This window comes from Streptomyces sp. NPDC056222, assembly GCF_042264065.1.
In the GTDB taxonomy this organism is placed as follows: Bacteria; Actinomycetota; Actinomycetes; order Streptomycetales; family Streptomycetaceae; genus Streptomyces.
The window spans coordinates 83,453-104,348 of the sequence record NZ_JBHJTL010000008.1; the positions used below are offsets into that span (position 1 = coordinate 83,453).

Genomic DNA, 20,896 nt, shown 5'->3' on the forward strand with positions numbered 1-20,896 from the left:
GTCGGAGTTGTCTTCGGCCGGTCCTGCGGCCGCCACAATCCTTTGGGCGACAGCCTCCTGGTCCGACCGACACGCCCAATACACGCGGGCCCGTCACCGCACCGGAGCAGTTGACGATCAGGACGGGGCCGGGGATCGCCTGCCCGGACTCGCAGTGGGGCTCAGGCCGCCAGGCTGGTGGATGTGGTGAAGGGTGTGACCGCTGCCGCGATGTACCTGACGTAGCCGATTCCGGTACGCACCGGGACCGGAACGTTGCTGTCGTCGGTGGTGCCGTTGCCGAGCTGCCCGGTGCTGTTTCCACCCCAGGCACGGACGGTGCCGTTGGCCAGGCGTGCCAGGCTGTGCGAGCTGCCTGCGGCGATGTCTCGGACGCCACCGAGCCCGCTGACCGGGACCGGAACGGGGCTTTCGCCGACGGCGCTGCCGTTGCCGAGTTCTCCGTTGCTGTTGTTGCCCCAGGCACGGACGGTGCCGTTCGCCAGGCGTGCCAGGCTGAAGAAACCACCTGCGGCGACATCTCGGACGCCACCGAGCCCGCTGACAGGGACCGGAACGTTGCTGTCGGCGGTGGTGCCGTTGCCGAGCTGCCCGGTGCTGTTGCCGCCCCAGGCGCGGACGGTGCCGTTCGCCAGGCGCGCGAGGCTGTGATTGAAGCCCGCGGCGATGTCCCGGACGCCACCGAGCCCGCTGACAGGGACCGGAACGTTGCTGTCGGTGGTGGTGCCGTTGCCGAGCTGCCCGGTGCTGTTTCCGCCCCAGGCGCGGACGGTGCCGTCGGACAGCAGGGCGAGGCTGTGATCGCAGCTTGTGGCGACCGCTGTCACCTTGCTCAGTCCACTGACGGGGACGGGAGTGGTGCTGGTGCCACCGGTGACGCCAATGCCGAGCTGCCCCAAGGCGTTGTCGCCCCAGGCGCGGACGGTGCCGTCGGACAGCAGGGCGAGGCTGTGGCCGCAACCGGCGGCGACCGCCGTTACGCCGCTCAGCTCGCGCACCCCGCCGGGGGTGGGGTGGTTCGTCGTGGTGCCGTCGCCGAGCTGCCCGAAGAAGTTGTGGCCCCAGGCCTTGACGGTTCCGTTGGACAGCAGGGCCAGGCCGTGAATTCTGCCTGCGGCGAGGCCGGTGACGCCGGCGGCGGTCAGACCGGACACGGTGACCGGGGTGTGCCGGTCGGTGTCGGTGCCGTCGCCGAGCTGCCCGACGCCGTTGTCACCCCAGGATTCGACGCGCTGGGCCTGGGCAGCGGCCATGGGTGCGGGCAGCGCGAACGCCGCCAAGGTGGTCAGCAGGACGAGCAGTCCCGCCGACGGGACGGATCTCGGCCTGCGCCGTCTTGTCCGCAGCATGTGTCACCTCGGGATGCCGGGTGCGCGGCCGTCCCGGCCTGCGCTACGTGGAGTGATGATTGCGATTCACCAGGTGACAGTTTGATACATAGGCGACATATGTGGCGCTGCCGGTTGCTGCGGACGGCCGAACCGAGTGTGAGGTGTTGTTCCTTCGGGCCTTGAGTTGCTCCTAGGGCCTCTCCTGCCGATCAGGCCGGGCTCGCCTAGATCCGGTGCAACCGGTCCAGCCGAACGAGGTCGGCCATCGCCTCGCGCAGGCGAGGAGCGAGGTCCGCTTCGCCCACCTCGTGATGGGCGACGGGGAAGGACAGCGCGGGCGGCCTCTGGTCCCAGCTGCCGAACCTGTCCCGGTCATGACGGCGTACGAGGACGAGGGCGCCGACCTGACTGTTGAGGACGGAGACCTCGATCTCCGCGAAGGCATCGGTCTTCCGGCTCGGGTCCTCCAGTCAGTACGTCTGGAGGTAGTACTGGCGCTGGGCGACGTTCGGGATTCTGTCGTCCGTCAGCCGGGCCTCGACCCGGCTGTACCCCTCGGCGAAGAAGGCGTCCATCACCGCCTCGTGCAGCGGCGGCGCGGCCACGTGCAGGAAGTCGATGTCCTTCACCACGTCGCTGCCGCGGGATTGGACCGTGGTGACCACGGAGAGGTCGACGCCCGTGGACCGGCCGCCGAGTTCTGTGACCGGACACTCCCAGGGCAGCCGTCCGCCGAACCGGATCCGGTGCTCCCCGCCGGGCTCCACCTCGACCGAGGTCTCGTAGCGGGCGGGCATGAGCCTGGCGACCTCGACCTCGCGGATGACGCCCTGCCACGTCACGCACTTGGCCATGACACGCAGGTCGAAGCGATCGACGTCGAGCCCCGTACCGCCGCCCCGGAAGACGACCTCGCCCCTCACCCACTCGCCGGGCCGGGCCTCGACGGTGCTGATGACGGCGTCGATCTCGGGCGGCTCGAGGTCGCCGGAGCCGTCGCCAAAGTCAGCGCCGTCACGGGCATCGCCCTTCCCGGCCCCACGCCCGAACCCGAAGAGCCTGAGCAGCCCCACCCGTCCTCCTCCCACAGCCCCCGGAAAAGCCTGCCGAAGCCTATTAGGCTCGTGCCCCAGGACGAAGGGGAGGGCAGGGCGTTGGCGTTCCGCAAACTGTTCGGGGAGGGTGAAGGCGCGGAGGGCTCGGCCGAGGTCGACCCACCCGAGCTCGACACCCGCATCAGCACCCTCACCCTCCGCCCGGGCGCGGAGGTCAGCGGCCGGCTGGTGATCCGCGCGGGGGGTACGGACCTCCGGATCGGGGAGACCGTCCTCCAGCCGGTGGGCAGGATCCACCAGCCCAGCGGCAAGCTGATCACCGACCACGTGACGTTCTTCCACACGTCGATCATCCGCTTCGACGTCCCGGCCGGCACAGAGCGACAGGTGCCGTTCACCGGGCGGCTGCCCTGGTACACGCCGTTCACCGACTTCGACGGCCGGGCCCTCGGCGTGGACTTCTCACTCCGCACGAGAATCATCCTCGACGACGGCGCCGACACCGTCCTCACCGACACCGACTTCCTCCACGTCGACCCGCTGCCGGCCGTCGAGGCCGCGCTCGACGCCTTCGGCGAACTCGGTTACCTGGAGCGGTACTCCCACCTGGTCAAGGACCAGATCAAGGACTCGGAGTCGATCTCGGAGGACTACCAGCCGGTCTTCCTCAGCGACCCCAGCGGTGGCCAGGCGGACTTCCCCGAGCTCGAACTCGCCTTCGACACCAACGCGGTGGGCACGATCTGCCACCTCCGCGCATCCGCGCCGGATGTCTTCGCCTGGGACGACAAGCCCGGCACGGTCTGGTTCCCGGTGGCCCACCACGAGGCCGGCAAGGCCGACGTGACCGCCCGCGCGGCCCGGGCCCTGGAGGAGCTCGCGGCCTTCTACCGCCGTCACCCGAAGAAGGCCCGCAGGGGAGGAAGGGGCAGCGGCAGGGCAACGCGGAACCCGTGGCCTTACGACAGAATCGCCACCTAGGGCCTGTCCGGTCGACCACCGGTTCCGTCGGCCGACCACAGGCGGTGGCGTTCATCCACCGTCGTCCACGGGCCGAATCGTTCGGGCAGGTCACGCCACTGAACGCCGGTCCGCACCCGGTGCGGAATCCCGTCGATCACCTGTCGGAGATCGGCGGGCTCGTCGTCGCGTCGCCGGTGGACCGCAGCAGGCGGAGGAACGCCTTGAGGCCGGCGATGATCTCCTCGTTGTCGGTGAGACGGTCGACCGTCGCCTCGAACTCCCGCGCCATCGCGGCGATCCGGCGATCGGTGTCGTCGGCCCGTCGGTGTGCGGAGAGGCCGGACGCGTCCACCGCGCGCCGCAGCTCGGCGAGGGCGCGGTACTGCTCCTCGGCCTTGTCCTCCAGGACCTTCACCCCACTCTCCGCGCGGGCGACCCTGGCCCGCAATTCCACGACGTCGTCGCGCGGGTGGGTCACGTCCTTGAGCAGGAGGCCCAGTCGGCGCCGCAGTTGTGCGAACCAGGCGCCGGCGGGCCGGAAGAACGTGCTCAGCAGGAAGAAGCCGGCGAACCAGTAGCCCGCCGCGTGTCCGCTCGCGAGCGTGACCGCGAGGGCCACGACGGCCGTGAGGACATGTCCGGCGACGGCGACCCGCAGCATCGTCCGCCCGATCCTGGCGGCTTCGGCGTCCCGCTCCCCGGAGACCGTCAGGCCCTTCTCCCGGCTGATCGCGATCTCGGCCCGTACGGCGTGCGCACGGAAGTACAGATTCCATGGCGCGGTGAGAAGAAGAAGCAGCCAGAGCAGACCGAGGACCCCCGCGCCGGCCCCGAGGACGAGACCGGGCGGTGCCCCGACGGCGTAGGCCACGACGAGTGCCACGACCGTCGCACCCGCGACCACGAACGCGCCCACGACCTTGCTCATGCCGCCCCCCTCCGACGCCGACTTCCGGTCATCGTCCCGCTCGGACGGGTGGGCGGCATGAGTACCGCTACTCACTTCGACACGATGGCGACGTTCCGCCACCCGTGGGATCATTTGTGTGAAGTAACAACAGCCCCGACGAAGACGATCAAGAGGGCGAAATGTCTGCCATCAAGGAATCCATCGACATTTCCCGCAGCCCTGAGGAGGTCTTCTCCTACGTGACCGACCCGACCCATCTGCCCGACTGGCAGGAGAGCGCCGTCTCGGTCCGTCTCCTGGGCGAGGGGCCGGTCGCCGTCGGCTCGAAGGTCGCCGTGACGCGGCGGATGGGGCATCGGTCGATGGTCAGCATCATGCAGGTCATCGAGCTCGATCCGCCGACGAGTTGGCACATCCACGGCATCGACGGCCCGGTGCGCGGCGACGTCCAGGGCAGGATCGAGCCGATCGACGACGGCGAGCATTCACGGGTGACGATCGCCCTCGATTTCGAGGGTCACGGTATCGGCAAGGCGCTGGTCCCCCTCGTCGTGCGCCCGCACGTACGCAAGGAGATGCCCAGGAACGAGCAGACCCTCAAGGACATTCTGGAGGCGGGAGCGGCTCGCTGATCGACGATCAGCCTTCGCGCCTGCCGAGGAGCTCGGGCAGATCCGGCAGATCGGCGAAGGAGTCCAGCACATGGTCCGGTGCGCCGTCGGCCGCCTCGACGGTCCCGGGCAGGTACTTGCCGGTCCGCACCAGGACGCCGGTGATGCCGCAGCGCTGGGCCGCGAGGACGTCGGACTCGATGTCGTCACCCACCATGAGCGTCTCGCCCGCGGCGACACCGAGGCGGGCGAGCGCGGTGGCGAAGAAGGTGGGCGAGGGTTTCCCGGTGATCTCGGCCTCGACGCCGGCCGCCCGTTCCAGACCCAGGAGGAACGCTCCCGTGTCCAGGTCGAGCCCGTCGGCGGTGCGCCAGTAGAGATTGCGGTGCATCGCGACGAGCCGCGCGCCGTCGCGCACATGGCGGAAGACCCGGTTGAGGGAGTCATAGCCGAACGCGTCACCCGCCCCGCCGAGAACGACCACGTCCGGCGCCGGGCCGTCCTCGCCGACCAGCGTCAGGCCACCGAGGTCGTCGTGGACGTCCCCGGTGTTGATCAGCAGAACGCGCGCCCCCGGCCAGTGCTTCCGCAGATGGGCCGCCGTGGCGGCGGGCGCGGTGAGGATGTCGTCGACGCCGATGGGGAAGCCCTCCCCCGCCAGCCGCGCGGCGACCGAGGCACGGGTCCGCGAGGTGGTGTTGGTGACGAGCGCGAGCGGGACATCGGCGGCGCGCAGCCGCTCCATGGCCGCCACAGAGCCGGGCAGCGCCTTCCAGGAGACGGTGAGCACGCCGTCGATGTCGATCAGTGCCGCTCGGATACGTGACATGGGGAGGAGCCTCCACACATGCAGTCCCCGGTAGTCCATCTCCGCACTCGGGCTTCTCAGCCGTCGCTGATTGCCCTGAGATCCGGGAGGATCTGCCGGGGGCCTGGCCAGAGCCAGCGAGTGGGTCACGCGGGTCGGCGAACGTCTTCGCCGGCGGGTGCGGCTCGCTCTGGTTTTCTGGTGTATTAGGGATTTTCCTCCTTATTTCACCCCCGTCAAGACCCCCAGGCCTCGAACTCGTAGATCCGTGCGGCGGGGTCGGATGTCTGGGTGGGCCTGGTGATCTCCAGACGTACGTAGCGTGCCGGAGCGGCCACGGGGTGTGTGGTGGAGGCCGCCGTGTTGCCGGTGACGGTCGCCGCGGTGGTCCACGGGTCGGTGGTCGATCCGCGGACCTTCAGGGTGAAGTCCCGGGTGTTCCAGGACGCGCTCTCGCCGCCCGCGGCCGCGTGCTTCACCGTGAGGCGGTCCACCGTTCGGACCGAACCGAGGTCGATCTCCAGCCACTTGGCGGTCGTGGTGGTGCACCACTTGTCGCCGTTTCCGCCGGAGACGGTGCCGTTGACGGCCTTGGCGGGTGTCTCGGTGCCGTTGCACTGGCCGGAGGCGGTCGCGGGGCGGTTCAGCGCGAGGTTGGACTCGGCCGTGCCCGACCAGCCGACGGTGGCGGTGGCGGCCGGCGAGCGGCCGTACTCGGTGGAGACGGCCTCGACGTCGAGCGTCGTGGTGATCTCCGTGCCGGCGCGGTCGAGCTGGGGGACGAAGAGCGCGTCGTTGGGGGTGGCGCCGAGGAAGGTACGGGTGCCGTCGGTGTTGCGCCGGTACACCTCGTAGTGGTGCACGGAGCCTGCGGCCGAGGCCGTCCAGGACAGGCGCAGCGACTTGCGCGTGGGGCTCACGTCGGTGGTGCCGAGCACGGTGACGGCGGTCGGTGCGGCCGCCGTGTCGACGGCCCCGTCGTAGACGGCGATCTGCCCGACCTTCACGTCGTACGAGGCGTCGGACCCGGCGGCCTGCAGACCGATCTGGGCGATGGTCCGGCCGGCGTGGGCGGACAGGTCGAGCGTCTTGCGCTCCCAGCCTGTGGTGCCGGTGGAGCCGAGGTCGAGAGTGGTGAAGGTGGTCGGGGCGTCGGTGAAGGAGATCGCGGCCTTGAGGCGGCTGGGTCCCGCGGCCGGGGTCTTCACGACGACGGACAGCTTGGTGTCGGCGGCGACCGGCAGCTTCGTCTGGTACAGCCGGGTGGTGTTCACCGCGTCGAGGGTGCCCGTCAGACGCAGCGAGGAGCCACCCTCGTACGCGTCGGTGAAGTCGATCGAGGGGGTGAGCTCGGAGCCGGTGGAGGCGACCAGCCAGCGGTACGTCGGGGGCACGTCCTGGAGCGAGAGGTTGTTCCAGCCGGTCGACCCCACCCGTACGCCGCCGGAGTGGAAGAAGTCGCCCTGGCCCGCACCGAACGAGGTGACGAAGGGTTTGGCGGTGACGGGCGAGGACTCAGGGACGTAGTGGGCGAGCCCCTTCCAGGCCGAGGTCGTCGTCGTGTCGGACGGGTCACCGTTGGCGCCGTCCCAGTAACGCGCCTCCCTGGCATGGGAGTCGGCCCGGTTCGCCGACGAAGTGAAGGTCCACTCGGGCCGGTAGATGCCGAGGGAGGTGACGTGCGGCTGCCCGGCGGGGAAGACAGAGGCCCAGGGGACGGAGGTGTTGGAGCCGTTCGCCTCGGTGTCGATGCCGGAGTACAGCTCGTACTCGCTGCGGCCGAGGGAGCGTGCGAGCGTACGGGACGAGCTCAGCCCCGAGGCGCTCCAGCCGAAGTCGAGGAACATCGAGTCGGAGGTGCGCAGCGAACCCTCCTGCAGGAAGGAGTCGTTGGCGGAGGTGAGGGAGTCCTGCCAGCTCACCGCGCCGGACTCGGTCATCGCGTCGTACCACATGAACTCGACCGGGCCGAGGGAGCGGGCATAGCGCATCTCGTTGCGCAGCTCGGTCGCGAGGGCCGCGTCGCCGCCCGCGGTCTCCTGGTTGATGAACCAGCCGTCGAAGCCGTAGTACTGCGCGACCTGGGCGAGCTTGTCCGCGACGGGGTAGGTGGAGCCGGTCTTCTTCGCGAAGTCGCGCACCCACTGGATCTGGCCGCCGTAGGCCGTGGGCGGGAAGAAGACGGTGCCGTAGACCTTCACGCCGTTGCGGTGGGCGGCGTCGATGACGGTCGCATTGGGCGCGAGGATCAGGCCCTCGCTCGCGGAGCCGCCCCAGAAGACCAGCTTGTCGATGTACTGCCAGTGGCCGAAGGCGTAGTAGTGCGGGTTGGTGGAGCCCTGCGAGGGGTTGTTCGAGGTGGGGCCGAAGGAGACCAGGGAGGCGATCTTTCCCTCGCCGGCGCGGGCGTTGGCGTTGGCCTTGAGCGCGGGATCGGAGACGCGCGGTCGCAGGGGGACGCGGGAACGGTTGAACCGCGCGTCGGGATCGGTGGCCGGATCCCAGCTCAGGAGGGTGTTCGGGTGCCAGTACGAGGCATAGGGCTGGTCGCCGGCCGCCTGCGCCCGCGCGGGGGCCTCGGCCCCGGCGGCGCTCGCGGCGGACGCGAGAGGTGCGAGGCCGAGCAGGGCGGCGAACAGCGCCGCGATCGGCAGAAGGGGCAGGTGTCGTCTCATCCGATACTCCGGTCCAGCGAAGGGTGGGGGTGCTGGGCGTACGGGAGGTACTGGTGGTGCGGATGACGCGTGACGGGTGGTGCGTGGCACGTGGGGTACGGGTGCGGGCCGGATGGCGCGTGGCGTGCTGCGCCGTGCGTGCTGCGCCCCGCGTGCTGTGCCGACCGAAGCGACCCCGGGGGCCGCGCGGGGCCGTGCGGACCGATGCACGCGGGAGCGATCGCGACGGGTGGCGCCATTGGTCCGTCTCGCCCCGGGAGGCTAAACGGCTTTAGTTCGCCGGGTCAAGAGCCGGTGGCGCCGTGCTCTCACGCACCGTCAGGCGTGGTGTCGGGTTCTTGATGTCCCGTGCCGCCGCCGGGTCGTCGACGAGCGCGAGCAGTTCCCGCGCGACCTGCTCGCCGAGGGCGAAGGTGTCGCGGGAGAGCGCGGTGAGGGCGGGGTGGACGATGCGGGCGAGGGCGGAGTCGTCGAAGGAGACGATCGACAGTTCGCCGGGGACGGCCACGCCCATCTCCGTGGCCACACCGAGCCCGGCCACCGCCATCACGTCGCTGTCGTAGATGATCGCGGTCGGCCGCTGGGGCCGGGCGAGCAGCGCCCGGGTGGCGGCGGCGCCCTCCGCGTCGCTGAAGTCGGTGGGCAGCGACACCGCCTCGGTCAGACCGAGGCGCCGCGCGCTGTCCCGTACGGCACGGATGCGGCGCTGGGTGTGCTGGAAGGCCGGCAGGCCGGCCAGGTGCGCGATCCGGCGGTGGCCGAGCGCCGCAAGGTAGTCGACGATCGACACCATCGCCTCGCGGTCGTCCGCCCAGACGCTGGGCAGACCGCCGTGCCGGCCGGGGCCGCCGATCACCACGGTGGGCACGCCCAGCTCCTCCAGGACGGGGATCCGCGGGTCGCGGACCTGGAGGTCGACCAGGACGAAGCCGTCCACCCGGTGCTCGGAGGTCCAGCGCCGGTAGACCTCGATCTCGGCCGCCGTATCCTCCACGACCAGCAGGTTCAACGCCGTGCCGCGCACCGAGAGTCCGGACTGCAGTCCGCTGAGCAGATGGCCGAAGAACGGCTCCAGGCCGATGGTGCGCGCCGGGCGGGCGAGGACGAGGCCGACGGCGCCCGCCCGTGCCCCGCCGAGGGCGCGCGCGGCGCTGTGGGGCCGCCAGTTCATCTCCTCGGCCACCCGCAGGATGCGCTCCCGGGTGACCTCGCTGACTCCCGGCCGGCCGTTGAGGGCGAAGGACACCGCGCCCTTGGACACCCCGGCCCGGCGGGCGATGTCGGCGATCGTCGGTCTGGCCACGCAGCGCCCCTCCTTCCTCGCGCACTGTCTTGACAGCGGAGTGTAGCGGGAGCATAGTCCCCCATCGCTAGACCGGTTTAGTAACTCTGCATCCTCCGCCAGAACAGACCGGGAGACCTCTCATATGCGAACAAGCCACTGGGTGCGGGCGGCCGTTGCCGCGGTCGCCGCGGCCACGCTCGCCGGCTGCGGCCTCGGCGACCCGAACGGCTCCGACGACACGGACGCGGCGGCCGGCGGCGAGGTGAAGGGCAAGGTCTCGCTCCAGACCTGGGCCCTGAAGCCGAAGTTCACCGCGTACATGGAGGGCGTGATCGACGCCTTCGAGAAGAAGAACCCGGGCGTGGAGGTCGAATGGCTCGACCAGCCCGGCGAGGGCTATTCCGAGAAGGTGCTCAGCCAGGCGGCCGGCGGCACCCTCCCCGACGTGGTCAATCTGCCGCCCGACTTCGCTCTGCCGCTGGTGAAGCAGTCCATGCTGCTGGACGTGGCGAAGGCCGACCCGAAGCTGGACACCGACTACGTCAAGGGCGGCACCGACGCCTTTCGCTTCGCCGGTCGCGACGGTACGTACGGCTACCCCTGGTACCTCAACACCGACGTCAACTACTGGAACTCCACGCTGCTCACCCAGTACGGCCTGGACCCGAAGAAGCCGCCGGCCTCCCTGGACGAGCTGATCACGGCGGCCAGGACCGTCAAGCAGAAGTCCAACGGCTCGGTCTATCTGATGAGCCGCAAGCCCGGTCTCATGGACTTCGCCAACGCCGGGGTGAAGCTCATGTCGGACGACGGCACGCGCTTCACCTTCAACACCCCCGAGGCCGCAGCCGTCCTCGACACCTACCGCGCGGCCTTCAAGGAGGGGCTGCTGCCCAAGGACGTGCTGACCGAGACGTACGCGGGCAACACCAAGCTGTTCAGCTCCGGCACTGCCGCGTGGACCACCGCCGGCGGCAACTACATCACCTCGCTGGCCACCGACAACCCGAGTCTCGCTCCCAAGGTGGTCTCCTCCCCCGCCATCGGCACCCCGCCGCTGTACGTCCAGGGCCTCTCGGTCTCGAAGGGCACCAAGAACCGGGCCACCGCGCTGGCGCTGGCCCGCTGGGTGACCAACGCCGAGAACCAGGCCGCCTTCGCCCAGCTCACGAGCATCTTCCCCTCGACGAAGGCCTCGGCCTCGGACCCGTTCTTCAGCAGGAGCGACGGCACCAACGCCGGTGATGCCAAGGTCACGGCCTTCACCTCGCTCGCGCAGGCCACGATACTGGAGCCCGTCCAGGCGAACGACGCGATCAAGACGGTCATCAACCAGCAGATCGCCCTCGCGCTGAGCGGCCAGGCCGGCTCCAAGGAGGCCCTGGACACCGCGGTCGCCCGCGCCGACCAGCTGCTCAAGGACTGACCGGCGAGCGGCGCCGCCTTCCCCCGGCGCCGCTCCCCCTTCCCGGAAGGCACCCCATGACACACCGGCGCTGGTTCACGCCGTGGCTGCTCGCCGGGCCGGCCGTGGTCTGGCTCGTCGTCTTCAACCTATGGCCCGCCCTCAACACGGTGATCTTGTCGTTCACCAACGCCAAGCCACTGGGCGGCGGCCGCTTCACCGGCCTCGCCAACTACGAACGCGCCCTGAGTGACGAGCAGTTGATCGACGCGCTGATCAACAGCATCGTCTACCTCCTGATCTGTCTGCCGCTGCTCACCCTGATGCCGCTGCTCCTCGCCCTCCTGGTGGAGAAGAAGCTCCCGGGCATCACCTTCTTCCGTACCGCCTTCTACACGCCGGTCGTCGCCTCCGCCGTCGTGGTCGCGCTGATCTGGGGGTGGGTCCTGGACGACCGCGGCCTGATCAACGGTCTCCTCGGACAGCTCGGGCTCGCCGACCGACCGGTCGACTTCCTCACCGACCGCTGGCTCCTGCTCTTCAGCGCCATCGGGCTCACGGTCTGGAAGGGGCTCGGCTACTACATGGTCATCTACCTGTCGGCGCTCGGGAACGTCGGGCGCGAGCTGCACGAGGCCGCCGCCGTCGACGGAGCCTCCGCCGTGCGGCGGTTCTGGCACGTCACCCTGCCCGGTGTCCGGACCACGATGATGCTGGTCTCCGTCCTGATATCGGTCTCCGCCCTGCGGGTCTTCTCGGAGCTGTACGTCCTGTCCAACGGCACCGGGGGCCCCGGCGGCCGGGACATGTCGGTGGTGATGCTCATCCAGATGTACAGCCGCGGCTTCACCGGGCACATCGGCTACGCCTCCGCCCTCAGCCTGCTGCTCTTCGTCATCACCGTCGGCCCGATGCTGCTCCTGGCCCGGCTCAACCGGAAGGCGGCCTGACCATGCCCGCACGCGGATTCGGTACGCCCGCCCCGGCCGCGAAGGCGGTCCGCTACCTGCTCCTGGCCGTGGTCCTGCTGCTCACGATCGGCCCGTTCCTGTGGCAGCTCTCCACCTCGCTCAAAGGGCCCGGCGAGGACGTGTACTCCCGTACGCCGGACTTCCTGCCGCGGGACTGGACCCTCTCCAACTACGCCCAGGTCGCCGACACCATCCCGGTATGGACCTACGCCGTCAACTCGCTGACGGTGGCGGCGATCACCGTGGCCGGCAATGTCGTGGGCGCCACCCTCGCCGGGTACGCGCTGTCCCGGCTGCGGTTCCGCGGGGCACGCCTGGTCCTCGGGCTGTTCCTCGCCACGCTGGTGCTGCCCGGCGAGGTCACGATCGTCTCGCAGTACGTGACGGTCCGGAGCATGGGCCTGACGGACACCCTGCTCGGGGTGGCGCTGCCCGGGGCGATCGCCATGCTGAACGTGCTGCTGATGTACACCGCCTTCCAGGCGGTGCCGCCCGAACTCGACGCGGCGGCGCTGGTGGACGGCGCCACGGTGTGGCAGCGCCTGATCCACGTGGGCCTGCCCAACGTACGGGGGATGCTGAGCGTCGTCGTGATCTTCACCTTCATCGGCGCCTGGGACGACTTCCTGTGGCCGCTGATCGTCCTCAACGACCCCGAGCGCTACACCCTCACCGTCGGGCTGCAGTACCTCGACGGAACGTTCACCGCCAACCCCCGGCTGATCGCGGCCGGCACCATGATCGCCTTTCTGCCGATCGTGGCCGTGTTCGCCGCGCTCCAGCGGTTCTTCTTCAAGGGCGTCGAAGAAGGCGCCATCAAGGGATGACCTCCGCACCGGACTCGGGAAGGACTCGACACCGCGCATGACCACTCCCCAGGACCTCCCTGCCGAGCATGAGCGCGCCCCTCGCTTCGGCGTCAACTACACCCCCAGCAGGGGCTGGTTCCACCACTGGCTCGACTTCGACCTCGACGCCGTCCGCGCCGACCTGGACTCGATCGCCGCCCTCGGCCTGGACCACGTCCGGGTCTTCCCGCTGTGGCCCGTCTTCCAGCCGAACCGCACACTGATCCGGCAGCGCGCCGTCGAGCAGCTGGTGGAGCTCGTCGACGCTGCGGCCGAGCGCGGACTCGGCGTGGCCGTCGACGGGCTGCAGGGCCATCTGTCCAGCTTCGACTTCCGGCCCTCGTGGACCCTGACCTGGCACCGGCGCAACATGTTCACCGACCCCGAGGTCCTCGACGGCCAGGCCACCTATCTGCGCACCCTCGCCTCGGCCCTGGCCGACCGGCCCACCTTCCTGGGCATGACCCTCGGCAACGAGATCAACCAGTTCTCGGGCGATCCGCACCCCGACCCGGACCGGATCACCCCGGGCGAGGCGGAGCGCTGGCTGCGCCGCATGCTGGCGGCGTGCGAGCAGGGGGCGCCCGGCCGGCTCCATCTGCACGCGGAGTACGACGCCGCCTGGTACCTCGACGACCATCCGTTCACGCCCGCCCACGCGGCCAGGATCGGCGCGGTGACGGCCGTGCACTCCTGGGTCTTCAACGGCACCGCGCAGCGCTACGGCGCCGACTCGGTCGCGACCGGGCAACACGCCGCGTATCTCGTCGAGTTGTCGAAGGCATGGGCCGACGACCCGGGGCGGCCGGTGTGGCTGCAGGAGGTCGGGGCGCCCGCCCCGCACATCGCCGCCGACCGGGCCGGCGCCTTCACCCGTACGACGGTGGACGCCGCGCTCGACTGCCAGGACCTCTGGGGCATCACCTGGTGGTGCTCCCACGACGTGGACCGCTCGCTCGCCGACTTCCCCGAACTGGAGTACAGCCTCGGCCTGTTGACCACCGACCGAGTGGTGAAGCCGGCCGGAAGGGCGCTCGCCGAGGCCGTGACGGAGGCCCGCGCGCGCACGCGTCGCCCGCGGCCTCGCTCCACGGCTCTCGTCCTCGACCTGCCCGACGACGCGCCGAAGCGTTCGACATGCGCACCCGGAGGGGCGTTCTTCGAGGCGTTCATGCGACTGGCCGCGGACGGCGCGCGGCCGACCGCCGTACTGGCGTCGCGGGCGTCGGACCGCGATCATCTCACCGCACGCGGGATCACCGAGACGGTCACCGTCGACGACGTCGGCCGGGCCTGACCACCGCCCTCTCTACGTGATGGAGCGACTGCCATGCATGACGACCGCACCCTGATCGAGTCCCGGCTCCGGCGCGTCCTCGACGAACGCATCCGGCCGGCGATCCATCCGGAGTCGGTGCCCCTGGAGGTGGGGATCTGGACCGCGCCCGACGAGCCGGTGCCGGTGGCGGAGGGGATCGCCGCGCCGCGGACCCCGATCGCCGCCGGCGACGCCTGGGGCGCGCCCTGGGGGACGAGCTGGCTCACCGTCTCCGGCACGGTTCCGGCGGGCTGGGCGGGCCGGACGGTCGAGGCGCTGATCGACCTCGGCTTCGACGCGAACATGCCGGGGTTCCAGTGCGAGGGTCTGGTCTACCGGCCCGACGGATCGCCGGTGAAGGGGCTCAACCCGCGCAACCAGTGGGTGCGGATCGCCGCCCCGGCCGCCGGTGGGGAGGAGGTGCTGCTGCATGTGGAGGCGGCGTCCAACCCGGTGATTCTCGACTACCACCCCTTCCTGCCGACCGAGCTCGGCGACAAGGAGACGGCGGGCGACCGGCCGCAGTACCGGCTGGAGCGGATGGATCTGGCCGTCTTCGACGAGACGGTGTGGCAGCTGGTGATCGATCTGGAGGTGCTCGGCGAGCTGATGGCGGAGCTGCCCGTGGAGGGCGCCCGCCGCTGGGACATCCTGCGGGCGATCGACCGGGCCCTGGACGCGATCGATCTCCAGGACGTCAACGGGACCGCGGCGGCCGCCCGTGAGCAGCTGGTCGCGGTGCTCTCGGCGCCGGCCGAGCCGTCGGCGCACCGGATCAGCGCGGTCGGGCACGCGCACATCGACTCGGCCTGGCTCTGGCCGCTGCGCGAGACGGTACGCAAGGTGGCGCGGACCACCGCCAACATGACGGCGCTCCTCGAGGACGAGCCGGAGTTCGTCTACACGATGTCGCAGGCGCAGCAGTACGCGTGGATCAAGGAGCACCGGCCGGAGGTGTACGCGCGGGTCAAGAAGGCGGTCGCCGAGGGCCGGTTCGTGCCTGCCGGGGGCATGTGGGTGGAGTCGGACACGAACATGCCGGGTTCGGAGGCGATGGCCCGTCAGTTCGTTCACGGCAAGCGGTTCTTCCTGGAGGAGTTCGGCGTCGAGAACGAGGAGGCGTGGCTGCCGGACACCTTCGGTTTCGCGGGCGGGCTGCCCCAGATCATCAAGGCGGCCGGGTCCAAGTGGCTGCTGACGCAGAAGATCTCGTGGAGCCAGGTCAACACGTTCCCGCACCACACCTTCTTGTGGGAGGGCATCGACGGGACGCGGATCTTCACGCACTTCCCGCCGGTCGACACGTACAACTGCTCGATGAAGGGCAAGGAGATCGCCCATGCCGTCCGCAACTTCAAGGACAAGGGGCGGGCGCGGCACTCGATCGCGCCGACCGGCTGGGGCGACGGGGGCGGCGGCACCACGCGCGAGATGATCGCGAAGGCGGCGCGGCTGCGGGATCTGGAGGGCTCGGCGCGGGTGCGCTGGGAGCGGCCCGCCGAGTTCTTCGCGAAGGCCGAGGCCGAGTACCCGCATCCGCCGGTCTGGGTGGGCGAGTTGTACCTGGAGCTGCACCGGGCGACGCTGACGAGCCAGGCGCGGACCAAGCAGGGCAACCGGGCGAGCGAGAACCTGCTGCGCGAGGCGGAGCTGTGGGCGGCCACCGCCTCGGTGCGGACCGGAGTGCCGTATCCGTACGAGGAGTTGGACAGGATCTGGAAGACGGTGCTGCTGCACCAGTTCCACGACATCCTGCCCGGCTCCTCGATCGCGTGGGTCCACCGTGAGGCGGAGCGGACGTACGCGGCGGTCGCCGAGGAGCTGACCGGGATCATCGGGCGGGCGCAGCGGGTGCTGGCCGGTGACCCGGTGGCGGGTGGCGAGGTGGTCTTCAACGCGGCTCCGCACGCGCGGGCGGGCGTTCCGGCGGGCGGCGGCCGCAGGGTGGTGGCCGCGGCGGACGGCTCCCCCGGGGAGTGCACGGTGGAGGCCCGGACCGGCGGCGGGTTCGTGCTCGCCAACGGGCTGCTGCGGGTGGTCGTGGACGAGCGCGGTCTGGTGGTGTCGGTGGTCGATCTCGCCGACGGGCGGGAGACGGTCGCGCCGGGCGCGGCCGCCAACCTCCTCCAGATCCACCCCGACTTCCCGAACATGTGGGACGCCTGGGACGTCGACCAGTTCTACCGCAACACCGTGACCGATCTGACCGACGCGGACGAGGTGGCCGTGGCCATGGAGACGGGGCGGGCCGTCTCGGTGCGGGTGACCCGTTCCTTCGGCTCGTCCCGCGCGATCCAGACGCTCACTCTGGCCGCCGGTGCGAAGCGGCTCGATCTGGAGACCGAGGTCGACTGGCACGAGACGGAGAAGTTCCTCAAGGCCGCCTTCCCGCTGGATCTGCACGCCGACCGCTACGCAGCCGAGACCCAGTTCGGCCATCTGCACCGCCCGACGCACACCAACACCAGTTGGGAGGCGGCCAAGTTCGAGGCTTGCAATCACCGCTTCGTCCACTTCGAGGAGCCCGGCTGGGGTGTCGCCCTGGTGACGGCGTCGACGTACGGGCACGACGTCACCCGTGCCGTACGGACCGACGACGGCGGCACCACGACGACGGTACGGGTGTCCCTGCTGCGCGCCCCGCGCTTCCCGGACCCGCACACCGACCAGGGCGTGCACCGCTTCCGCCATGCGCTGGTGCCCGGCGCCTCCGTCGGCGACGCCGTCCGCGAGGGCTACCGCGTCAATCTGCCGGAGCGCCGGGTGCCAGGGGGCGCGGACGTGGTCCCGCTGGTCGCCGTGGACGACGACGCCGTCGTGGTCAGCGCCGTGAAGCTGGCCGACGACCGCAGCGGCGATGTGGTGGTCCGGCTCTACGAGTCGCGGGGCGGCCGGGCCCGCGCCGGGCTCACCACGGAGCTCGACCTCGGCGGGGTCACGGTGTGCGATCTGCTGGAGCGCCCGCTGGACGACGTCCCGGCCGGCGCGGTCACCGTGGCGGACGGCGGGCTGGAGCTCGCCCTGCGCCCCTTCCAGCTGCTCACGCTGCGTTTCGCGGTCCCCGGGGCCGCGCGGTGAGCATCGGAGCGGGCCAGCGGGGGTGGAGGGCGTCTATGCGGTAGTCGTGGGCGTGGCGTCGGCCCGTACCGGCCAGGTGCGGATGGTCCGGCGCCAGCTCGGCGTGGACGTGTTCCAGTTCGTCCGGGTCGGTGCGCGGCCAGAGCCGGACGGCGGCGACGGCCCCGAGGAGGGCGACGGCGCTCAGCGCACCGGCGGCGAGGGGGAGACCGGCGTGCGCGGCGGTCCAGCCGGCGAGGGGGTAGGTGAGCAGCCAGCAGGCGTGCGCGAGGGAGAAGCGGGCGGCGAAGACGGCGGGCAGGTCTCCGCCACCCGCCGAGCGCCGCAGCAGTCGCCCGCCGGGGGTCAGGACCGCAGAGCAGGCGGCTCCGAGCAGCAGCCAGGCGGCGAGCAGGGCCGGCCAGGACCAGGGGCCGGAGCTCGCCGCCAGGCCGGCCGGGAGGAGGGCCAGGACCCCGGCCGTCACGAAGGCGGCGGGGAGCAGCACCGCGCGGTCACCGACCCGGTCCAGGAGCCGTGGCAGCAGCAGCGCCACGACCATGGAGCCCGCTCCGTACGCGCCGAGGGCGAGGGCGACGTCGCCGTCCGGGCGGCCCAGGACCTCCCGTACGAGCACGACGGTGTTGACGAGGACCATCGCGCCGCCTGCGGCGACGACCAGGTCGAGTGCGAGGAGGGCCCTCAGCCGTGGCGTGGCGAGGAGGAGCCGGGTCCCGTAGGCGGCCTTGGCGTACGCGCGGCCGGTCCGCTCCACCGGTTCGGGTTTCGGGAGCAGGACCGAGGCGACCAGGGCGGCGGAGGCGAGGAAGCCCGCGGCGGTGCCGGTGAAGAGCAGCCCGGAGGGGACGAGGGTCAGCAGGGCGGCGGCGAGAGCGGGGCTGAAGAGGTTCTCCAGGTCGTAGGCGAGCCGGGAGAGCGACAGGGCGCGGGTGTAGTCGCGCTCGTCGGGCAGCACGTCGGGGACGGTGGCCTGGAAGGTCGGCGTGAAGGCGGCCGAGGCGGCCTGGAGCAGCAGGATCAGGATGTAGATCTGCCAGACCTCGGTGACGAAGGGCAGGGCCAGGGCGGCCGCCGCGCGGGTGAGGTCCATGGCGACCAGCAGCGCGCGCCGGGGTATGCGGTCGGCGAAGGCGCTGATGATCGGGGCTATGCCGACGTACGCGACCATCTTGATCGCGAGGGCGGTCCCAAGGGCGGCGGAGGCGTCGGCGCCCGCCAGGTCGTACGCGAGCAGACTCAGCGCGACCGTGGCGAGTCCCGTCCCGGCAAGGGCGACGACCTGGGCGGTGAAAAGGCGGCGGTAGGTGCGGTTGCGCAGCACGGACAGCATGGGGCACGCCCTCGTTCGGCTACGGGGTGTTCACCACCGTAGCCGACACGTGCATGGTTGCGCACATGTTGAATCTATAACCGAGGGGGCCCGGTCAGTCGTGCCAGGGCTCCCCCGTCACCTGGTGATCGGCATGACTGATCGCTTCGACCACAAGGCGCCGCATATGTCCGTCCGGCAGTGTGTACACCACCCGCCGGCCGTCCTTGCGGTGCTGGACGAGTCCGCCGAGGCGCAGTTTGGCCAGGTGCTGGCTCACCGCGGGCCGGGCCGCGCCGCACGCCTCGGCGAGGGCGCCGACGTCCGACTCCCCGCGCGTCAGGAGCCACACCAGATGCAGGCGGGTCGGATCCGAGAGCAGCGCGAACACACCGGCCGCGGCGGCGAGCTCGGCAGCGCCGGGGGTGCGCTGGTGCACAACGCTCGCTGTTGAGGTTCCCTCGCGTTCGGACATGGGGCCATCGTAGGCGCGGCAAAGAAAACCGCCCCTGGCACGGGGCACCGGGGGCGGATTCGGGGAAACGAGCGGTCAGAGCTTGTGCATCCCCTTGTACGGGCTGAGGACGCGGACCTGGGTGGCTCCGAAGTCGACGAGAAGCGCACCCGTCGGCTCCGTGCCGATGATCTTCCCGAGCCCGTGACGATCGTGGGAGACGCGGTCACCGACAGCGAACTCCTTGATCACGGGATCGACGGGAGCCGCGAAGGGGCTGGTGGACAGGTGGCGCCGGGGCGCGGATCGGTTCGTCATCGTGATGCCAGTATGCCCCGCGCGATGGCCTCAGGACAGACTCGAGCGCCCGCCCGGTGTCCGGCCCCCGGGTCCTCTCGACCCTCCGCCGGGCCCCTCCGACATCAAGTACGCCGATTTCGGGGCCGGTTCGACGGGTAACATCCGCTTCACCGCGAGAGGGGAATGGATTGTGTCGGTCCGCTACTACCTTTACGTCAGTGACGCCAAGGTCGACATGCTGCTGTCACAGATCGACCCCGCCTGGGCGCGCAAGCGCGTCACGGAGTTCGGCGTCGATCTGAAGCTGGCGACCGCCAAGCGCAGCGTCGAGGCGGCGGGCACGGATCGGGTCGCGCGCCTGGAGCGCGTCGTACGGCACCTGGAGGACCACGCCGACCTGGGGGACGTGGACGAGCCGGGCCAGTACGTGCACGGGGTGCTGCCGATGCAGTGGTCCGTGCTCGGCGACGACGAGGCGGTCTACTTCGGCGGTCGGAGCGATCGCACGATCGTCGGTCTCGGCGGGTCGACGAACCATCTGCTCAGCACCGTCACCGCCGCGCCCCTCACGCAGAACCGGCTCAGCGCCTCACTGCTGCCCGTGCTGTTCGAACAACTGACCACGCTCGCCCACGAGAGCGGCACGCCGGCGGGGTCCGACACCCTGGCCACCGTCATGCGGGCCAATGCCGCCCTCCGCGGCCCCGCGCAGACCGTCGAGTTCCTGGCCAAGCGGCTGTTGCACGGCCCGTGCCCGTACCCGGAGCTGGCTCCTCGGGACGACATGACCGTGCTGCTCGCCAGCCCGCTCTACGTCGCGCTCGTCGACTGAGGGCGGGGCCACCGGGATGACCTCCACGGGTCCGGCTATGTCCGTGCTGATCGAGTCGGCCTGCAGGACCATGACGAAGCTCGCCGCCTCCCCCTTGGCTTTGGAGATCGCCCCGGGTGGGGCCCGGATCCTGGCGGTGATGCGGGAGCACGCGCTCGAGAGGCGCAGCCGGGGTCCGTACAGTCCGGACAATCTGCCGCCCGAGGCCATAAGCATGGTCGAATGGATCGCTCTGCTCTGGTCGGTGGAGTCCGAGCGGCCGGACTTCACCGTCGAGGGGGGCGGCCGATGGCCGGGTCTGGTGGTGACTCTGCCGGTCAGCCGGGTGCGGGTGCACTACGTCGTGCCGGAGTCGGCGACCTGGCCGTATCCGCCCGATCCCGGCAACAAGGACTTCGGTCTGCATCTCACCCTGGCCCTGCGCTATGTGGCCGGATCGCTGCGGGAGGCTGCCGGACGGCGGGGTGAGGAGCCGCCCGTCGCGCTGTCCCTGAGCTATCCGGCGGACCCGTCGTACGCGGAGCGGCTCGCCTCGACGGACGAGCAGTTCCACCACCACCTGCCCTCGGTCGTGCCCACCATCGAGGTGGACAGGAGCCGTTGCTCACAGAAGCAGCGGGAGGCCCACGACAAGGCCCTGCGCGCGGTCGCGTACGCCGACCAGGAGGTGCTGCCGCTCGGCCGCTCCGGGTTCACGACCCGGGTCGGACTGGGGCGCGTACAGGACTCCGGCGAGTGAGCCG

18 protein-coding genes and 1 pseudogene are annotated in these 20,896 nt (G+C 70.8%); 9 read left to right on the plus strand and 10 right to left on the minus strand.

Annotated features, from left to right (window positions below; all coding sequences use genetic code 11):
- Positions 1–161 precede the first annotated feature (161 nt).
- Together ACFC0D_RS06450 and ACFC0D_RS06455 are read right to left on the minus strand one after the other, a co-directional pair.
- Positions 162–1,349, minus strand: a complete 1,188-nt coding sequence (locus ACFC0D_RS06450) for an RCC1 domain-containing protein (protein ID WP_376431662.1) — start codon at positions 1,347–1,349, stop codon at positions 162–164.
- A gap of 452 nt (positions 1,350–1,801) precedes the next feature.
- Complete coding sequence (locus ACFC0D_RS06455; RefSeq protein ID WP_376431664.1) at positions 1,802–2,404, minus strand: sporulation protein; 603 nt, start codon at positions 2,402–2,404, stop codon at positions 1,802–1,804.
- 51 nt (positions 2,405–2,455) lie between these two features.
- Between ACFC0D_RS06455 and ACFC0D_RS06460 the strand changes: the two genes are divergently transcribed.
- On the plus strand, positions 2,456–3,367 hold the full coding sequence (locus ACFC0D_RS06460) for a sporulation protein (RefSeq protein ID WP_376431666.1): 912 nt from the start codon (positions 2,456–2,458) through the stop codon (positions 3,365–3,367).
- An 11-nt stretch (positions 3,368–3,378) separates the two neighbouring features.
- On the opposite strand, the pseudogene ACFC0D_RS06465 reads toward ACFC0D_RS06460, so the two are convergent.
- Both ACFC0D_RS06465 and ACFC0D_RS06470 read right to left on the minus strand, forming a co-directional pair.
- Positions 3,379–3,519, minus strand: a pseudogene (locus ACFC0D_RS06465) (transposase); the annotation flags it as partial.
- Entirely contained in the window at positions 3,504–4,277 is a 774-nt protein-coding gene (locus ACFC0D_RS06470; protein WP_376431668.1) for a hypothetical protein, read from the minus strand. The pseudogene ACFC0D_RS06465 and the gene ACFC0D_RS06470, both read right to left, overlap by 16 nt.
- A gap of 161 nt (positions 4,278–4,438) precedes the next feature.
- Here ACFC0D_RS06470 and ACFC0D_RS06475 point away from each other — a divergent pair, with 161 nt between their 5' ends.
- Complete coding sequence (locus ACFC0D_RS06475; RefSeq protein ID WP_376431670.1) at positions 4,439–4,891, plus strand: SRPBCC family protein; 453 nt, start codon at positions 4,439–4,441, stop codon at positions 4,889–4,891.
- Between the two features lie 7 nt (positions 4,892–4,898).
- On the opposite strand, the gene ACFC0D_RS06480 is transcribed toward ACFC0D_RS06475, so the two are convergent.
- From ACFC0D_RS06480 to ACFC0D_RS06490, 3 genes are all read right to left on the minus strand, one after another.
- Positions 4,899–5,699: a TIGR01458 family HAD-type hydrolase gene (locus ACFC0D_RS06480; protein ID WP_376431672.1), complete on the minus strand. Its 801-nt coding sequence runs from the start codon at positions 5,697–5,699 to the stop codon at positions 4,899–4,901.
- Positions 5,700–5,914: 215 nt separating this feature from the next.
- On the minus strand, positions 5,915–8,353 hold the full coding sequence (locus ACFC0D_RS06485; protein ID WP_376431674.1) for a discoidin domain-containing protein: 2,439 nt from the start codon (positions 8,351–8,353) through the stop codon (positions 5,915–5,917).
- A gap of 271 nt (positions 8,354–8,624) precedes the next feature.
- The gene (locus tag ACFC0D_RS06490; RefSeq protein WP_376431676.1) at positions 8,625–9,656 is read right to left on the minus strand and encodes a LacI family DNA-binding transcriptional regulator; all 1,032 of its coding nucleotides are present in this window, start codon (positions 9,654–9,656) and stop codon (positions 8,625–8,627) included.
- A 124-nt stretch (positions 9,657–9,780) separates the two neighbouring features.
- Here ACFC0D_RS06490 and ACFC0D_RS06495 point away from each other — a divergent pair, with 124 nt between their 5' ends.
- Genes ACFC0D_RS06495 through ACFC0D_RS06515 form a run of 5 tightly spaced genes read left to right on the plus strand, consistent with a single transcriptional unit; the run spans position 9,781 to position 17,258 of the window.
- Positions 9,781–11,064, plus strand: a complete 1,284-nt coding sequence (locus ACFC0D_RS06495; RefSeq protein WP_376431678.1) for an ABC transporter substrate-binding protein — start codon at positions 9,781–9,783, stop codon at positions 11,062–11,064.
- Between the two features lie 56 nt (positions 11,065–11,120).
- Complete coding sequence (locus ACFC0D_RS06500; RefSeq protein ID WP_376431680.1) at positions 11,121–11,993, plus strand: carbohydrate ABC transporter permease; 873 nt, start codon at positions 11,121–11,123, stop codon at positions 11,991–11,993.
- A 2-nt stretch (positions 11,994–11,995) separates the two neighbouring features.
- Positions 11,996–12,841, plus strand: a complete 846-nt coding sequence (locus ACFC0D_RS06505; RefSeq protein WP_376431682.1) for a carbohydrate ABC transporter permease — start codon at positions 11,996–11,998, stop codon at positions 12,839–12,841.
- A 37-nt stretch (positions 12,842–12,878) separates the two neighbouring features.
- Positions 12,879–14,159 carry a glycosyl hydrolase gene (locus tag ACFC0D_RS06510; protein WP_376431684.1) on the plus strand — a complete coding sequence of 427 codons (1,281 nt, stop codon included), beginning with the start codon at positions 12,879–12,881 and terminating at the stop codon, positions 14,157–14,159.
- A gap of 33 nt (positions 14,160–14,192) precedes the next feature.
- Positions 14,193–17,258: an alpha-mannosidase gene (locus ACFC0D_RS06515; RefSeq protein ID WP_376431686.1), complete on the plus strand. Its 3,066-nt coding sequence runs from the start codon at positions 14,193–14,195 to the stop codon at positions 17,256–17,258.
- Here ACFC0D_RS06515 and ACFC0D_RS06520 read toward each other — a convergent pair.
- The 3 genes from ACFC0D_RS06520 to ACFC0D_RS06530 all read right to left on the minus strand — a co-directional run bounded on the left by ACFC0D_RS06520 (position 17,221) and on the right by ACFC0D_RS06530 (position 19,339).
- Positions 17,221–18,588, minus strand: a complete 1,368-nt coding sequence (locus ACFC0D_RS06520) for an MFS transporter (RefSeq protein WP_376431689.1) — start codon at positions 18,586–18,588, stop codon at positions 17,221–17,223. The two genes, ACFC0D_RS06515 and ACFC0D_RS06520, sit on opposite strands and share 38 nt — an antisense overlap.
- Before the next feature lie 94 nt (positions 18,589–18,682).
- The gene (locus tag ACFC0D_RS06525) at positions 18,683–19,042 is read right to left on the minus strand and encodes an ArsR/SmtB family transcription factor (RefSeq protein ID WP_376431691.1); all 360 of its coding nucleotides are present in this window, start codon (positions 19,040–19,042) and stop codon (positions 18,683–18,685) included.
- A gap of 75 nt (positions 19,043–19,117) precedes the next feature.
- The gene (locus ACFC0D_RS06530) at positions 19,118–19,339 is read right to left on the minus strand and encodes a hypothetical protein (protein ID WP_260227397.1); all 222 of its coding nucleotides are present in this window, start codon (positions 19,337–19,339) and stop codon (positions 19,118–19,120) included.
- Positions 19,340–19,511: 172 nt separating this feature from the next.
- On the opposite strand from ACFC0D_RS06530, the gene ACFC0D_RS06535 reads away from it, so the two are divergent.
- On the plus strand, positions 19,512–20,153 hold the full coding sequence (locus tag ACFC0D_RS06535; RefSeq protein WP_376431694.1) for a DUF7019 family protein: 642 nt from the start codon (positions 19,512–19,514) through the stop codon (positions 20,151–20,153).
- Between the two features lie 37 nt (positions 20,154–20,190).
- Positions 20,191–20,892 carry a hypothetical protein gene (locus ACFC0D_RS06540; protein ID WP_376431696.1) on the plus strand — a complete coding sequence of 234 codons (702 nt, stop codon included), beginning with the start codon at positions 20,191–20,193 and terminating at the stop codon, positions 20,890–20,892.
- The last annotated feature ends 4 nt before the right edge of the window (positions 20,893–20,896 follow it).

What these genes read in the sequence shown, in the direction of transcription:
- ACFC0D_RS06450 (WP_376431662.1), bottom strand. Translation starts at nt 1,349, where the DNA reads ATGCTGCGGACAAGACGGCGCAGGCCGAGATCCGTCCCGTCGGCGGGA.
- ACFC0D_RS06470 (WP_376431668.1), bottom strand. Translation starts at nt 4,277, where the DNA reads ATGAGCAAGGTCGTGGGCGCGTTCGTGGTCGCGGGTGCGACGGTCGTG.
- ACFC0D_RS06475 (WP_376431670.1), top strand. Translation starts at nt 4,439, where the DNA reads ATGTCTGCCATCAAGGAATCCATCGACATTTCCCGCAGCCCTGAGGAG.
- ACFC0D_RS06480 (WP_376431672.1), bottom strand. Translation starts at nt 5,699, where the DNA reads ATGTCACGTATCCGAGCGGCACTGATCGACATCGACGGCGTGCTCACC.
- ACFC0D_RS06485 (WP_376431674.1), bottom strand. Translation starts at nt 8,353, where the DNA reads ATGAGACGACACCTGCCCCTTCTGCCGATCGCGGCGCTGTTCGCCGCC.
- ACFC0D_RS06495 (WP_376431678.1), top strand. Translation starts at nt 9,781, where the DNA reads ATGCGAACAAGCCACTGGGTGCGGGCGGCCGTTGCCGCGGTCGCCGCG.
- ACFC0D_RS06500 (WP_376431680.1), top strand. Translation starts at nt 11,121, where the DNA reads ATGACACACCGGCGCTGGTTCACGCCGTGGCTGCTCGCCGGGCCGGCC.
- ACFC0D_RS06505 (WP_376431682.1), top strand. Translation starts at nt 11,996, where the DNA reads ATGCCCGCACGCGGATTCGGTACGCCCGCCCCGGCCGCGAAGGCGGTC.
- ACFC0D_RS06510 (WP_376431684.1), top strand. Translation starts at nt 12,879, where the DNA reads ATGACCACTCCCCAGGACCTCCCTGCCGAGCATGAGCGCGCCCCTCGC.
- ACFC0D_RS06515 (WP_376431686.1), top strand. Translation starts at nt 14,193, where the DNA reads ATGCATGACGACCGCACCCTGATCGAGTCCCGGCTCCGGCGCGTCCTC.
- ACFC0D_RS06520 (WP_376431689.1), bottom strand. Translation starts at nt 18,588, where the DNA reads ATGCTGTCCGTGCTGCGCAACCGCACCTACCGCCGCCTTTTCACCGCC.
- ACFC0D_RS06525 (WP_376431691.1), bottom strand. Translation starts at nt 19,042, where the DNA reads ATGTCCGAACGCGAGGGAACCTCAACAGCGAGCGTTGTGCACCAGCGC.
- ACFC0D_RS06530 (WP_260227397.1), bottom strand. Translation starts at nt 19,339, where the DNA reads ATGACGAACCGATCCGCGCCCCGGCGCCACCTGTCCACCAGCCCCTTC.
- ACFC0D_RS06540 (WP_376431696.1), top strand. Translation starts at nt 20,191, where the DNA reads ATGTCCGTGCTGATCGAGTCGGCCTGCAGGACCATGACGAAGCTCGCC.